The sequence below is a fragment of the Aureimonas psammosilenae genome (genome assembly GCF_009176975.1).
Lineage (GTDB): Bacteria > Pseudomonadota > Alphaproteobacteria > Rhizobiales > Rhizobiaceae > Plantimonas > Plantimonas psammosilenae.
The window spans coordinates 1-13,995 of the sequence record NZ_WEZG01000011.1; the positions used below are offsets into that span (position 1 = coordinate 1).

Here is a 13,995-nt window from a genome sequence, read left to right on the forward strand (position 1 = left end):
CCGACTACTTCACCGGTACGGCCGGCCGTGAGAATGGCAAACTCCAGCGCTCGCGCACCTACCCCTTCGGCCTGCCGTAACTCGGCAACAAATGCACCGAGATCGGCATAGGGCAGTGCCGCGTGGTGCTTCACCTTCGCGACCTTATTACGAGCCGGAAGAAGGTGATCCAGATGACCTTTCCAACGCGCCGGGTTCTGACCGTGGCGGTGTCTCCGCACCGTCGCCCAATCCAAGACGCTTTCGATACGGCCCCTCACACGGCTTGCTGTTTCCGGCTTGGCCGTCCAGATGGGCTCAAGCACCTTCAGCACCAATCCGACATCTACCGCTGCAACGTCGAGGTCGCCGCAGATCGGGAAGACGTAGGTATCGAGCGTGGCGGTCCACTGCGCCGAATGCTTCGCGTTCTTCCACCCCGCCTTGTTGGCGGCGATGTACTTCTCCGCAGCGGTTTTGAACGTCATGCCCTTCAGTTCGGCTAGGCGGCGCTCCTGATCTGCAGCTTGTCGAGTATCTATGGGGTCTGATCCCGCCATCAGCGTCCGGCGGCATTCCAGGGCTTTGTCGCGAGCCATCGCGAGCGTGACGGTATGGACCGGCCCTAAACCCATCTTGCGAGCCTTGCCGTCACGCATGAACCTGAATAGCCACGACTTTGAACCGCCGGCCGCCACTTGCAGATAGAGGCCGTTACCGTCCGCATAGACGCCTGGCTTGGTCATTTTCGAAACAGCGAGAGCCGACAGCTTGCTGGAAGAACGCATGATGAACCCTCGCGCACAAATCTGCGCACAATTCATCGTCGGATTTAGGCGGAACCGTGCGGACGTGTCCAGACGCCAAGCCTCTGCTCCATCACGTATTCCCGCGAAATCCCGGATAGGCCCGGAACAGTGCGGATTAGGCGGAGGCGGACACCCCATCCGCCATCGTCGCTATATCATATCCAAGCCGTGAGATGGCCCTCGAAGCTGCTGTGGCCTCGGCCTTCACTCTTCGTGTCTGCTACCGAAAGCGATCTTGGTGATCGATCGGTCTCCGATGGGGCACTTCGGCGGATTTGCCCTATGTTTCCTCCTTGAATTGACGGGAGCACATCCGATGTCCGCCACAGACAGCCTCTTCTTTCCGCCGACGGGCGAGGAAAGCTCGTATTATCTTCTGGTCACGATCAGCGGTGCGAAGGGGGCCTTGCGGGGCCGCCCGACGATCCAGGCGCCGATCACGATTCCCGAAGGTGCCGATGCTGCGCCGGACTATCCCGAACGCGAAGGTGAACTCGCGGCGATCCTGAAGGAGGCGGGCGAGTTCGCGGCGGTGAACGGCTACCCCTTGCGCGTCAGCAAACCGGCGGAAGTCGACTTTCCGTCGGAACTCGGCACCTATGCCGAGCGGAAGCTGGACGACTGATCGGATCGTCGACCGTTTCGAACACCTTCATCGGGGCTCGGCTTTTCCCTTGGTTGAGCGCGCGTTCATCTGATCCGTGCGACTGACCGGATCGCGTAAGGAATCTCGCATGGCATCGGGACTGATCGCCCTTCTGGACGATGTTGCCGGGATCGCCAAGCTTGCCGCCGCTTCGCTCGACGATGTCGGCGCGGCGGCGGGACGGGCGAGCACGAAGGCGGCCGGCGTCGTGGTGGACGATGCGGCCGTGACGCCGCGCTATGTCGTGGGGCTCGCGCCGCAGCGGGAACTCCCGATCATCGCGAAGATCGCCCTCGGCTCCCTGCGCAACAAATTCCTGATCATTCTTCCCATCGCGCTGCTCCTCAGCGCCGTCGCGCCGTGGGCAATCACTCCCCTTCTCATGGTCGGCGGTCTGTATCTCTGCTTCGAGGGCGCCGAGAAGGTGCTGCAATGGTTGGGCGGCCACGAGGAGCATGGGCTGGAAGAAGTGGAATCCGGCGATCCGAAGAAGCTCGAAGACGCGAAGGTTTCGGGCGCCGTCAGGACGGATCTGATCCTTTCGGCTGAGATCATGGCCATCGCTCTTGCCGACGTGGCTTCGTCGCCGCTTCTGACGCAGGCGATCGTGCTTGCCGTGGTGGGTGTCGTGATGACGGTCGGCGTCTACGGCGTCGTCGCCTTGATCGTGAAGGCTGACGATATCGGTCTCCACCTCGCCAAGAATGGACCCAAGGCGCTGAAAGGAGTCGGACGAGGGCTCGTGAAAGGCATGCCGGTGGCGATGCACTTCCTGTCGATCGTCGGCACGGCCGCGATGCTGTGGGTCGGTGGTGGCATTCTTCTCCACGGTGCTCAAACCTTGGGCTGGTCGTGGCCTGCTCACACGGCCGAATATGCGGCCGAACTCGCCGGACATCACGCTCCCTTCGCCGGAGCGGCCGTCGCCTGGACGCTGTTCGCACTCGTGGCAGGCGTTGTCGGGCTTGCGGTGGGTAGTACGGTTGCCATCGCCAAGGAGAAACTGATCGGGTAGAACGTCGGACGCGCGTTGCGCCGCGTGAACGCGTTCAGAAAAAAGGCGGAATCGCCGTTGCTGATCGCGAGTATGACGATGCGGTCCGCCGGCCTCCCTCTTTCGATGCTTTGCGTGTTCGCAACTGTCACGCCTGCCTCGGCGCAGGACGGAGTGCCCCGCCCTGCGACGACCTTCGCCAAGGCGACGTGCCGAACCATCGCGGAGGAATCTGCCCGGCGGCTTCTGCCTTCGTCCTTCTTCGCGCGGCTGATCTGGCGTGAAAGCCTGTTCAATCCGGCTGCCGTCAGCCATCGCGGCGCGCAGGGCATCGCGCAGTTCATGCCGGCAACCGCGAAGGAGCGCGGCTTGGCGGACCCGTTCGACGCCCCCTCGTCGCTGATCGCGTCGGCCGGCTATCTCAGGAGCCTTCACGATCGGTTCGGAAGCCTCGGTCTGGCGGCGGCCGCCTATAATGCCGGGCCGAACCGGGTGGATGCATGGATGAGCGGACGGGCCACGCTGCCGCTCGAAACGCGCGAATATGTGTTGTGGATCACGGGCCATCCGCCCGAAACATGGCGCGACACAACGAAGGAACTGGCGCTCCTGCCCATCGCCGATGGCATGCCGTTTTCGACTGCCTGCGAAAAGCTCGCGGCGCGCGGCCTCACCGCCAAGCTGCCGGACAAGACGCTTCGGCCGGCGGTCTGGCAGAAAATGTTTGCGGCCGGTCTTGGCATCGTGCAGGTGAAGGCCTCGAAGCCTGGCCGCATCCGGGTCGTGATCGAAACGGGGCAGTCCGGCTCGAGTAAACCATCCGCGCGCGCCAGATGAACGGCTTCGTTTTCGGAGCAGGCGATGCGCAAATGGGTTTGGGCGACGGCGGTCGCCGTGATGCTTGGCGTAGGCTATGTGGCGTGGCCCTTCGTGGGCATGGCGCAATTGGCCGGTGCGGTGCATTCACGTGACGCTGCCGACATCCTGGCGCGTGTCGACATCGCATCGGTTCGCCGGTCACTGCTCAACCAGATGCTCGACGAGGCGACCCGCGACACGGATGTCGCCAAGCGGCTCGGCCATCTCGGACGGCGCGCGGCGGTCGGTTTCGCACAGACGGTTCTCGATGCGCAATTCGCCCGTTTCATCAACGACGATGCCGTCCGGGTCATCCTGTCCGATGGCCGCCTGCCCCCCGATGTCGAGAATGCCGCGCAAGGCCGAGATGGCGGTTCGGGTTCGAGCGATCTGCATTTCGCGCGCCTGCCGGAAAGCCCGTTGCGCTACCTGCAGGATTGGCGGTTCCGCTCGCCGATCACCTTCGAGGCCACGATCGGGGAAGAAGCGGAGCCGGGGAGATGGGTCGAGTTGCGCCTGCGTCGGACGGGAACGACATGGATTCTGACGGGCATACGGCTGCCCGCCGGCATCATCGATCAACTGAAGCCCGTCATTCGCGACAAGCTTCGCGAAGCCGGCTTGTGACAGCCCTGCGCTCGCCCCTCCCCGTTACCCTTCCGCGATCAGGCTTTTGATCCTGTTGGCCAGTTGCTCCATCGCGAATGGCTTGGTCACGACGTGCATTCCGGCATCGAGATTACCGTTTCCGACAACGGCATTCTCGGCATAGCCTGTCACGAAAAGTACCTTCAGGTCCGGTCGTGACACGCGGGCGGCGTCGGCCATCTGACGGCCGTTCATGCCGCCCGGCAGTCCGACATCGCTGACCAGAAGATCGATCCGCACGTCCGACTGCAGGATCGCGAGGCCAGTGCGACCGTCTTCCGCTTCCAGCGCTTTGTAGCCGAGGTCCTCCAGCACATCGAGGATCAGCATTCGAACGAGCGGTTCATCGTCCACGACGAGAACCGTTTCGCCGGCTTCGGCTCTCGGCGCATCCGCAAGGTCGGGAACCGCTTCCAGTTCGTCCGCCGCCCCGACATGGCGGGGCAGCAGCAGGCTGATCGTGGAGCCGACATCCACGGTGGAGTGAATGCGCGCTTGTCCGCCCGACTGGCGCGCGAAGCCGTAGATCATGGACAGACCGAGCCCGGTGCCGACGCCGAGCGGCTTGGTGGTGAAGAAGGGCTCGAACGCCTTTTCCACCACCTCCGGCGTCATGCCGGTGCCGTTGTCGGAAACGCTCAGCGAGACGTACTGCCCGGGCGGCAGATCACGTTCCAACGCGGCGTGCTCGTCCAGCCGTCGGTTCGTGGTCTCGATGGTGATGCGCCCGCCGTCCGGCAGCGCGTCGCGGGCGTTGATGCAAAGGTTGAGAAGCGCGTTCTCGAGCTGGTTGGGATCGACCAGCGTCATCCACAAATCGTCGGAAGCGGCGACCTCGACGCTGATGCTCGGCCCCACGGTGCGACGAACGAGATCCTCCATGCCGAACACGAGGCGGTTGACGTCCGTGGGCTTCGGGTCGAGCGTTTGCCGGCGGGAAAAGGCCAGGAGCCGGTGCGTCAGCGCCGCTGCCCGTTTCGCCGCTCCCGTCGCGCCGTTGATGTATCGCGCGATGTCTTCGGTTCGCCCCTGCGATATGCGGGTCGACAGGAGTTCCAGGCTGCCGGAAATTCCGGCCAGCAGATTGTTGAAGTCGTGCGCGATGCCACCTGTCAGTTGCCCGACCGCTTCCATCTTCTGCGACTGCCGCAGGGCCTCCTCGGCCCTGACCAGAGCGTTCGCCTGCGACCTCATCTCCGTGATGTCCCGGATGGAGGAATAGATCACGCCGTTACGCGGAACCGAGTTCCACGAGAACCAGCGGTAAGATCCGTCCTTCGAGCGATAGCGGTTCTCGAAGGCAAGTTGCGCGTGACCACGCGCCAGATCGGCGAAGGCGGCCAGCGTCCGTTCGGCATCTTCCGGATGCACGAGGTCGAGGCATGTGGTGGCCTTCAGCTCTGCCTCGTCCCATCCAAGGGTGGCGGTCCAGGCCGGATTGATGCTGAGAAGGCGTCCGGAAAGATCGGCGACGCAGAGCAGGTCCGTCGATGCCTGCCAGATCTGGTCGCGTTCGGCCGTCCGTGCGGCGACCTGATCTTCCAGCGTTTCGTTCATCGCGGCAAGCGCCCGCGCCGCCGCGAGTTGCTCCGTGACATCGGTATTCGTGCCGAACCAGCGCACGACCTCACCATCGGCGTTCCTGATCGGCACGACCCGCGTTAGGAACGGCCGATATCCGCCGTCGGACGCCTTCATCTGAAAGGTCATGTCGAACGGCTCGCCGGTGGCCAGAGAATGGCGCCAGCGCTCGGTGACGGTCGGCAGGATCGCCGGCTCGGGCACGCTCAGCCAGCCGTCGCCCTCCATCGTCTCTGGCGTGCCCCCGGTGTAATCGTACCACCGTCGATTGAACCAGTAGATCCGGCCGTCGGCATCCGCCATCCAGCAGAGGATTGGAATGTTGTCGGCGAGAGCCTGGAACTCGGCAGCCTGCTCGCGCAGCATCGCCGCCGTGCGGTCGCGCTCTTCCGCGATGGCACGCCGTTCGTCGACATCGATCAGAACGCCGGGAAAGCGAAGCGGCGTCCCATCCGGCGCACGGTCGACGCGGCCGTTCGCCTCGATCCAGTAATACCGGCCGTCCTCGCGCCGCACCCGGTACTGATGGGCGTAGGCCCCTCCCCGTTCGATGGACAGACGAATCGCTTCGGCGAGGCCAGCGCTGTCGTCCGGGTGAACCGTTTCCACCACCTGGGCAAGGCTCAGTCCAACGCGGCCGAGGGCCGGATCGAGACCGAAATTGCGTGCGAAAGCTTCGTCCACCGTGAAGCGGTCGGTGGGCAGGTCCCAGACCCATGTGCCGATGATCGCCCCGGCCGAAAGCGCGAGCTGAACGCGCTCGACATTCTCGCGCGCCAGGGCCTCGCTTTCGCGAAGACGGCGGTCGACCTCCATCCGTTCGGTGATGTCGAGTTCCACCACGACGCCGCCGATGATGTTGTTCTCGCCGTCGCGAATGGGCGCGCCGTTGTTGAGGAACATCCGGCGGCCGGCCCCGTCGAAGCGCTCGATCTCCACGAGTTCGTCGCGCACCGTTTCGCCGTGAAGGATGGCGCGCGACATCGCCCAGTCCTCGGCCTTCAGGCGCTGTCCGGTATCTGGATAATAGCCGACCCAGTTCGCGTAGCCGCTCCAGTCGTCGGTCTCCGGCGGAACGCCCCAGATCTCGCGATTGGCGACGTTGTCGCGCAGGATGCGCCCTTTCGCGTCGGCGATGATGGCTCCGACCGGAAGGGCGTCCAGGGTCGCGGAAAAGAAGGCCTCGCTGCGACGAAGCTGTTCCTCGTCTTTCAGCCGGCGCCGTTCGGCGAGAACGCGCTCGGTGGTTTCGTTGGTGAAGATGAAAAGCCCGGCGATCTCGCCGTGCTCGCCGAGCACGCGGGAATAGGAAAAAGACCACCAGGTGTCCTCGGCCCCCCGATCCGTATCGAGCTTCCAGGGAAGGTTCACGAAACGGCGGCTGCGTCCGGCGAATGCTTCGTCGATGATCGGCTTGGCCTGCTCCCACCCATCCGCCCAGACGACGTCGAACCGCTCCCCCATCGCCCACGGCAGACGGGGTCCGAGAAGCGGAAAGTAGGTGTCGTTGAAAAAGAAGCTGAGGTCCGGTCCCCAGGCCAGGATCATGGATTCGGGCGAGTTCAGGATCAGGCTGAGTGCCGACTTGAACGCCGGCGACCAGTCTTCCGGCTTGCCAAGCGGATGGTTCGACCAGTCGCGGTTGCGGATCATCTGCGCCGCTTCGCCGCCGCCGTCGAGAAACGACAAAGGGTCCGTCATGAAGGAGTTCGGCATCCGATCCGTTTCACCGCGATGACCCGCGTCGAAGACATCGGGGACGGGTCTCCATGCGGCGGCGCGATAGGTCCGTCAAGCGGATCGCGGAGCCATTCCTGCGTCCATCGCGATGTTCGCCAAGCGAATGCCCGCAGGGCGCGCTATTCCCCCGAAGACCTTGAACCATTGCTCGTCGGTGAAGATATCTCAGCCATGCTGCCGTTCGTTTGTGCCGGCGGCGCAAGGAGGAAAGGCGGCGATCCATGTCCAACATCGAGCCGAACATCATCGACCCTGGCAAGGGCCCGATCCCGCCGACGATCGACCCGAACGGCGATGGGCTTGTCGAACCGGACGATGTTCGGGAGCCCGACAGCGACAATCCGCCCATCGAGCCGGACCCCGAGGAAGGCGGTCACGGAACGCCGCCTTTGCGCAACTGAGGTCTGCTTCAGCGTTCAGTCGATCGTGAAGATGGTCGCGCCGGTCGTGGCGCGGCTTTCCAAATGGCGGTGGGCTTCCGCCGCCTTTTCCAGCGGGTATCGCTGATCGATCCGGACTTTCACGTCGCCTGACCGGATCACCTCGAACAATGCCTCCGAGGACTCCTCCAGTTCGGCCCGATCCAGCGTATAGCCGAACAGGCTGGGACGCGTGGCGAAGAGGGAGCCCTTCTGGTTGAGGATCGCCAGATCGATCTCCGGCAGCTTGCCGGACGACTGGCCGAAGCTGGCCCAAAGGCCCCGAGGCCGCAGGCAGTCGAGACTGCCGGGAAACGTGTCCTTGCCGACCGAATCGTAGACCACATCGCATTTGCGTCCGTCCGTGATTTCACGGACGCGCTCCACGAAGTTTTCCTCGCGATAATTGATGACATGATCGTAGCCATGCGCGAGGGCGAGTTCGCATTTCTCCTTCGAGCCGGCCGTGCCGATCACCGTCGCGCCGAGACGCTTCGCCCATTGCCCTGCGATCAACCCGACGCCGCCGGCGGCGGCGTGGAACAGCACCACGGTTCCTTTCTGGACCTGGAAGGTGCGGCGCAGAAGATATTCGGCCGTCATGCCTTTCAGCATCGATGCCGCCGCGGTCTGCGCATCGACCCCGTCCGGCAGCTTCACCGCTTTCTCGGCATCCACCGTCACGTGTTCCGCATAGGTGCCGTTGCCGGCCGTGTACCCGACCTGATCGCCTTTCGCGAAACGCGTCACGCCTTCGCCGACCTCGATCACCGTGCCCGCCCCCTCCTTGCCGAGCACGAAGGGCATCGTGTCAGACTTGTAGAGGCCGGTGCGGAAGTAGACGTCGATGAAATTCAGTCCGGCGGCATCCTGCCGCACCAGAACCTGCCCCGGGCCGGGACGCGGAGTTTCGCGATCTTCCAGTTGAAGGACTTCCGGTCCCCCGATCTCGCGAACGACGACAGCCTTGCTCACGATGCTTTTCTCCGGCCTTGCTTCACCTTATCGGCGAGCTGGATCGCGGCGCCGATGCCGAGGAGATAGAGACTGGTGGCGAGGATTCCCCCTTTTATCCAACCCGGCACGTCGAAATGGTTGAAGGTCGCCACCGTCGACAGGACCGCCCAAAGCGCCGTCACGAGCAGCGTCACGGTTCTCAAGCGTTTGACGCGCGTCGGATGCACGAACTTGATCGGCAGGAAGGTCGCGACCGCACAGAAGGCGATGATGAGAAAGGCGGCTAGGCTCGTCGGCTGAATCGCGAAGAACGTGAACACGACCATGTTCCAGGCCACCGGGAAGCCACGGAAGAAGTAGTCCGTCGTCTTCATCCGCGTGTCGGCGTAGTAGATGGCGCTCGTGATCACGATCAGGGCGGCCGCGACGAAGGAGAGCGCTCCACCGATGATGCCGGACTGATAAAGCGCGAAAGCGGGGATGATGACATAGGTCGCATAGTCGATGATCTGGTCCAGGACATCGCCCGACCAGTTCGGCAGGATGCGGCTGACATCCACCTTGCGGGCGATCGGGCCATCGATGGCGTCCACGAAAAGCGCGACGCCGAGCCAGCCGAACATATCGGCCCAGCGGCGCTCCGCCGCGGCGATGATCGACAGAAAGGCCCAGAACGCCCCGCTGGCGGTCAGGAGATGGATCGAGAAGGCGCGCCATTCATCGAGCTTCGAAACTGGTTCGGGCATGGAACTGGCGGACTCCCGTTCCGCAGATGAGGCTGTACCGCTCATCGCCATTGTCATCAGCCTCAACTTCCGTATCTCAGGGTACCAATCGAGAACGTATCGCTTCGTCCGCAGGTTGAAAGCGGCGATCGATGACCGGAGTTCATACGTGACGAAGCTTAAACGGGAAATAGCGGTTGTCGGCGGAGGCCTCGCGGGCCTGTCGGCCGCCATCGCTTTTGCGCGCGAAGGGTTCGACACCGTTCTCGTCGCGCCGAAGCCCTCGAACGGCGACGGCAGGTCCACCGCGCTTGTCGGTCCATCCGTCACGTTCCTGTCGGACCTCGGCATCTTCGATGGCCTTCGCAGGCAGGCGCAACCGCTCGCCGTGATGCGAATCATCGACGATACCGGACGGCTGCTGCGTGCCCCGACCGTGGAATTTCGTGCCGGCGAGATTGGTTTGCCCGCCTTCGGGTACAACGTTCTGAACAGCGATCTCGCGGCCGCCCTGTCCGCGAAGCTCGCCGAACTCGGTGATCGGTTGGTGGTCGTCGAAAGCGGGGCGAGGACGCTTTCATATGAAGGCGACGGCGTCGAGATCGGTTTGGACAACGGCGACACGATCATCGCCTCGCTCGCGGTTGCTGCAGATGGCCGACGCTCCGTTCTGCGGCAGGCGGCCGGTATCGGCACGCGGAACTGGTCCTATCCGCAGACGGCCCTTGTGCTGAACTTCGCGCACGACCTGCCGCATAACGACGTCTCGACCGAGTTCCATCGGCGCACGGGCCCGTTCACGCAAGTCCCTCTTCCCGGCCGACGTTCGTCACTTGTTTGGGTGGAGCGACCCGAAACGGCAGCGCTTCTGGTTGATCTGAAACCGGAGAGCCTCGCTGAAAAGGTGGAGCGGCAACTCCATTCGATTCTCGGAAAAGTGACGATCGATGGCCCGGTTCAGGCTTTCCCTCTCAGCGGGTCGATCGCCGACCGCCTGACGGCACGTCGTGTCGCCTTGATCGGCGAAGCCGCACACGTTTTTCCGCCCATCGGGGCGCAGGGCCTCAATCTCGGCCTTCGCGATGCCGCCTCGATCGTGAAGGCCGCGACGATGGCACGCGACGATCCGGGAAGCTCGACGGTCACCGCGCGTTATGAGAGCGAACGGCGCGGCGACGTTCTGACCCGCACGATCGGCGTCGACGCACTGAACCGCTCGCTTCTGGGCGGCTACCTTCCCGTGCAGGCGCTCCGATCGTTGGGACTGGCGACGCTTTCGTCGTCTTCGATGCTCCGCCGGTTCGCCATGCGCGAAGGTACCTCGCCCGGTTCCGGCCTGTTCGGACTGCCCGAAACGCTCCGCAACGCATTTGCTCAGGCCAACACGCCACCGCGTTAGATTCGTTGCGGCGTTTTGCTGTCGCAAGCCTTGTTTAGAAGGTGGCGAAGTATCAAGCTCGGCGACGACGGCTCGTCTTGCGTGAATGCGGGACGCTGCCCATCTCTAGGCTTAAGATGCAGACAGCGCGGTTTTTCATAGGTCAGATCGTTCGCCACCGGATTTTTCCGTTCCGTGGCGTGATTTTCGACGTCGATCCTGAATTCGACAATACCGAGGAATGGTATCTCTCCATTCCCGAAGAGGTGCGTCCGCGAAAGGATCAGCCTTTCTACCATCTCCTCGCCGAGAACGCCGAAACGGAATACGTCGCCTATGTTTCGGAGCAGAACCTCGTCGAGGACGAGACGGGACAGCCGGTCCGTCATCCGCATGTCGAAGAGATTTTCGACGGTCCGGTCGAGGGTGCCTACCGCCTGAAGGGCCAGCACCGGAACTAGAACACCCGTCACGAAAAAGGCTCCGGCGCTGCGCGCGGAGCCTTTCTCTATTCTTTATCGGCCGAAACCTTACTGCGCGGCGGGCGCTTCCGTGCCGCCGGCCTTCGCCTGCGCCTGCGCGTCTTCGAACTTCTTGCGGCGGGCATCGGCCTGCTTCTGCAGCGCTTCGTTCAGTTCCTGCTGACGCTTGGCGAGGTCCGACTGCTGCGTCGGTGCACCGTCATAGGCCTTGCCAAGACCGGACAGGGTGATCTTGATCGGGTTCGGCTGACGCTGGAAGTTGACCGACGTGATCGTCAGGTTGTTGCCCTTCTTCAGCGCGGCGACCATCTGATCGGTAAGCTGCGCTTCGGCGATGCAACGATCCGGGAAGCAGACGGAGTAGTTCATCGTCTGCGCCTTGGCGGCATCGATCTGCATCTGGACGCCGGCCGGGATCACGCGGCCGGTCGGCACCACGGCCTGCACGACTTTTTGATTCGACTTGCCCTTCACGTCGATGAGGTTCACCGCCGTGATGAGCTGACGCGTGTCGGCGATCAGCGTGTACTGCGTGTTGCAGATTTCGTTGTCGCCCTGCTTGGAGCAGACCTTGAACCACTGCGTGCCGGGAACGGGGGCGGGCTGAGCGGCGCCCGCGGCAGCCGGCGCGGGTTTGGGGGCGCTCTGCGCGGCCGCTTGCCCCGAAAGGGCGCCGACCGTGGCCAAGCCGACAAGACCGGCAGCCAGCGTGTGGACGGTAACGGAAAGCGAACGGTTTCTCACGGAGTTGCGGTCCTCTTGGGCGATGATGTCTGCGGCGGAACGGCCGTTCTCTAGACGCTGCGGTACTCTTTCGCAAATGAGGCCGTTTGAAGGTCCGAACGGCTTTCGCGCATGGAGCTTGGCGTCCGTAGGCAATCGTCAGCGAAGTGGGTAGAAAGCGCCGTGGACCCCTGCCGCGAGCCTTTGTCGATGCCAGTTTTCCTAAGCACGAAGCCCTGCGCCAGCCTTGTCGCGGCGCTCAGCATCCTGCTCGCCACATCCGCCCCGCTTTTCGCCGAGCCGCGCCACGCTATCGCCATGCAAGGGGAACCGAAGCTCGGCGCCGGCTTCGATCACCTGCCTTTCGTCAACCCGGACGCGCCGCGCGGCGGGACCATGCGCTACGGCGTCTACGGCACGTTCGACAATTTGAACCCCATCATCGTACGCGGTGCGACGACCACCGCGCGCGGCATCTGGGCCGACCCGGAATTTGGCAATCTCGCCTTCGAGCCCTTGATGTGGCGCTCGCCCGACGAGCCCTTCACGCTCTACGGCCTTCTGGCGGAAAGCGTCGAGACCGACGATGCGCGCAGTTTTGTCGAGTTCACGCTGAATCCGAAAGCACGGTTCTCGGACGGCAGCCCCGTTCGGGTGGAGGACGTGATCTTCACCACGGACATGATGAAGCAGGTCGGCGTGGTGCGTCCGCAATATACCGACTGGCTTTCGCGGGTGGCGAAGATCGAGAAGGTCGGCGAGCGCAGCATCCGCTTCACGTTCAACGAGAAGGCCGACCGCGAACTGCCGCTTCTCCTGGCGGGTCTCCCCGTCCTGCCGGAACATGCCTTCGACCGTGCGACGTTCTCGCAGACCACGCTGAAGCCGGTGATCGGCTCCGGCCCCTACGTGATCGACAAAATCGAGCCGGGCCGGCGGATCACCTATCGCAAGAATGCCGACTATTGGGGACGCGACTTGCCCTTGAAGCGCGGCATCGACAATTACGACGAGATCGTCGTGGATTATTACCGCAATCCCGACGCACAGTTCGAGGCGTTTCAGAAGGGTTTGTTCTACACCTATAGTGACGGCAGCCCGCAGCATTGGCGCACGGCCTACGACTTTCCCGCCGTCAAGGATGGTCGCGTCGTCAAGGAGGAATTCCAAACCGGCAAGCCCGCCGGCACCTACGGCTTCTTTCTGAACAGCCGCCAACCGATCTTCTTCGACCGGCGCGTTCGCGTGGCTCTTGGTCTCCTCTACGATTTCGACTGGGCCAACAAGAATCTCTATTTCGGCGCTTACCAGCGCATCTCCGGCTTCTTCGCCAATTCCGAACTGTCGAGCGTCGGTCGTCCGGCGGACGAGCGCGAAAAGACGCTTCTTGCCCCCTTCCCCGACGCCGTGTTGCCCAATGTTCTGGACGGTTCCTGGAAGCCGCCCGTCAGCGATGCCTCCGGCGCGGATCGCAAGCTTTTAAAGCAGGCGGTCGATCTTCTGACCTCGGCCGGCTTCGCCTTCCGCGATGGCCGGCTGATCGATCCGCAAGGCCAGCCCTTCGGCTTCGAGATTCTGGTGCAGAATGCCGATCAACAGCGGATCGCGCTCGGCTATCAGCGCACGCTCGGCCGGGTCGGCGTCGATGTCAGCGTGCGGCTGGTGGACGACGCTCAGTATCAGCTTCGCAAGCAGCGCTTCGACTACGACGTCCTGATCTCGTCCTTCAATGCCACGCTTTCGCCCGGCGCCGAGCAGCGCGGCCGATGGGGCAGCGCTGCGGCGAAAATCAACGGCTCGTTCAACTATGCGGGCGTGGCGAACCCGGCCGTGGATGCCATGATCGACGCGATGACGGCGGCGCGCAGCCGCGAAAATTTTGTTTCCGCGGTGCGCGCCTATGATCGAGTGCTGATCTCCGAGGCCTATGTCGTGCCGCTCTTCTATGTCGGCGAGCAGTGGCTGGCGCGATGGAACTTCATCCGCCACCCGGAAACAACGCCGCTGAACGGCTACTACCTGCCGTCCTTCTGGCGCGAAAAGGAGAAGTAAGGCA

Annotated in this window: 13 protein-coding genes; 8 read left to right on the top strand and 5 right to left on the bottom strand. The window is 63.5% G+C overall.

What is annotated here, in order from left to right:
* On the bottom strand, positions 1-767 hold a 767-nt coding region (locus F9929_RS17360; protein WP_152047822.1), incomplete at its 3' end, for a tyrosine-type recombinase/integrase.
* A 337-nt stretch (positions 768-1,104) separates the two neighbouring features.
* On the opposite strand from F9929_RS17360, the gene F9929_RS17365 reads away from it, so the two are divergent.
* The 4 genes from F9929_RS17365 to F9929_RS17380 all read left to right on the top strand — a co-directional run bounded on the left by F9929_RS17365 (position 1,105) and on the right by F9929_RS17380 (position 3,913).
* A complete protein-coding gene (locus tag F9929_RS17365; RefSeq protein WP_152047823.1) occupies positions 1,105-1,413 on the top strand; it encodes a hypothetical protein in 309 nt (102 codons plus the stop codon).
* A gap of 109 nt (positions 1,414-1,522) precedes the next feature.
* Positions 1,523-2,449, top strand: a complete 927-nt coding sequence (locus tag F9929_RS17370) for a DUF808 domain-containing protein (protein ID WP_152047824.1) — start codon at positions 1,523-1,525, stop codon at positions 2,447-2,449.
* 114 nt (positions 2,450-2,563) lie between these two features.
* Complete coding sequence (locus F9929_RS24815; protein WP_328596002.1) at positions 2,564-3,265, top strand: lytic transglycosylase domain-containing protein; 702 nt, start codon at positions 2,564-2,566, stop codon at positions 3,263-3,265.
* Positions 3,266-3,289: 24 nt separating this feature from the next.
* Positions 3,290-3,913 (top strand): DUF2939 domain-containing protein, encoded by a 624-nt coding sequence (locus F9929_RS17380; RefSeq protein ID WP_152047826.1) that lies wholly within the window; start codon positions 3,290-3,292, stop codon positions 3,911-3,913.
* A 24-nt stretch (positions 3,914-3,937) separates the two neighbouring features.
* Here F9929_RS17380 and F9929_RS17385 read toward each other — a convergent pair whose 3' ends face one another.
* Positions 3,938-7,231 (bottom strand): PAS domain S-box protein, encoded by a 3,294-nt coding sequence (locus F9929_RS17385; RefSeq protein WP_235919386.1) that lies wholly within the window; start codon positions 7,229-7,231, stop codon positions 3,938-3,940.
* A gap of 245 nt (positions 7,232-7,476) precedes the next feature.
* Between F9929_RS17385 and F9929_RS17390 the strand changes: the two genes are divergently transcribed.
* Entirely contained in the window at positions 7,477-7,656 is a 180-nt protein-coding gene (locus tag F9929_RS17390) for a hypothetical protein (protein ID WP_152047827.1), read from the top strand.
* Between the two features lie 15 nt (positions 7,657-7,671).
* Here F9929_RS17390 and F9929_RS17395 read toward each other — a convergent pair whose 3' ends face one another.
* Together F9929_RS17395 and pcsA are read right to left on the bottom strand one after the other, a co-directional pair.
* Entirely contained in the window at positions 7,672-8,649 is a 978-nt protein-coding gene (locus F9929_RS17395) for a quinone oxidoreductase family protein (RefSeq protein WP_152047828.1), read from the bottom strand.
* Positions 8,646-9,377: a phosphatidylcholine synthase gene (gene pcsA, locus F9929_RS17400; RefSeq protein WP_152047829.1), complete on the bottom strand. Its 732-nt coding sequence runs from the start codon at positions 9,375-9,377 to the stop codon at positions 8,646-8,648. The genes F9929_RS17395 and pcsA overlap by 4 nt, the downstream gene beginning before the upstream one ends.
* Before the next feature lie 148 nt (positions 9,378-9,525).
* On the opposite strand from pcsA, the gene F9929_RS17405 reads away from it, so the two are divergent.
* Positions 9,526-10,755: a UbiH/UbiF family hydroxylase gene (locus F9929_RS17405; RefSeq protein ID WP_235919387.1), complete on the top strand. Its 1,230-nt coding sequence runs from the start codon at positions 9,526-9,528 to the stop codon at positions 10,753-10,755.
* Between the two features lie 116 nt (positions 10,756-10,871).
* Positions 10,872-11,195 carry a heat shock protein HspQ gene (gene hspQ / locus F9929_RS17410; RefSeq protein WP_152047964.1) on the top strand — a complete coding sequence of 108 codons (324 nt, stop codon included), beginning with the start codon at positions 10,872-10,874 and terminating at the stop codon, positions 11,193-11,195.
* Between the two features lie 69 nt (positions 11,196-11,264).
* On the opposite strand, the gene F9929_RS17415 is transcribed toward hspQ, so the two are convergent.
* Entirely contained in the window at positions 11,265-11,960 is a 696-nt protein-coding gene (locus F9929_RS17415) for an invasion associated locus B family protein (protein WP_193227815.1), read from the bottom strand.
* Positions 11,961-12,149: 189 nt separating this feature from the next.
* Here F9929_RS17415 and F9929_RS17420 point away from each other — a divergent pair, with 189 nt between their 5' ends.
* The gene (locus tag F9929_RS17420) at positions 12,150-13,991 is read left to right on the top strand and encodes an extracellular solute-binding protein (RefSeq protein ID WP_235919388.1); all 1,842 of its coding nucleotides are present in this window, start codon (positions 12,150-12,152) and stop codon (positions 13,989-13,991) included.
* Positions 13,992-13,995: the final 4 nt, after the last annotated feature.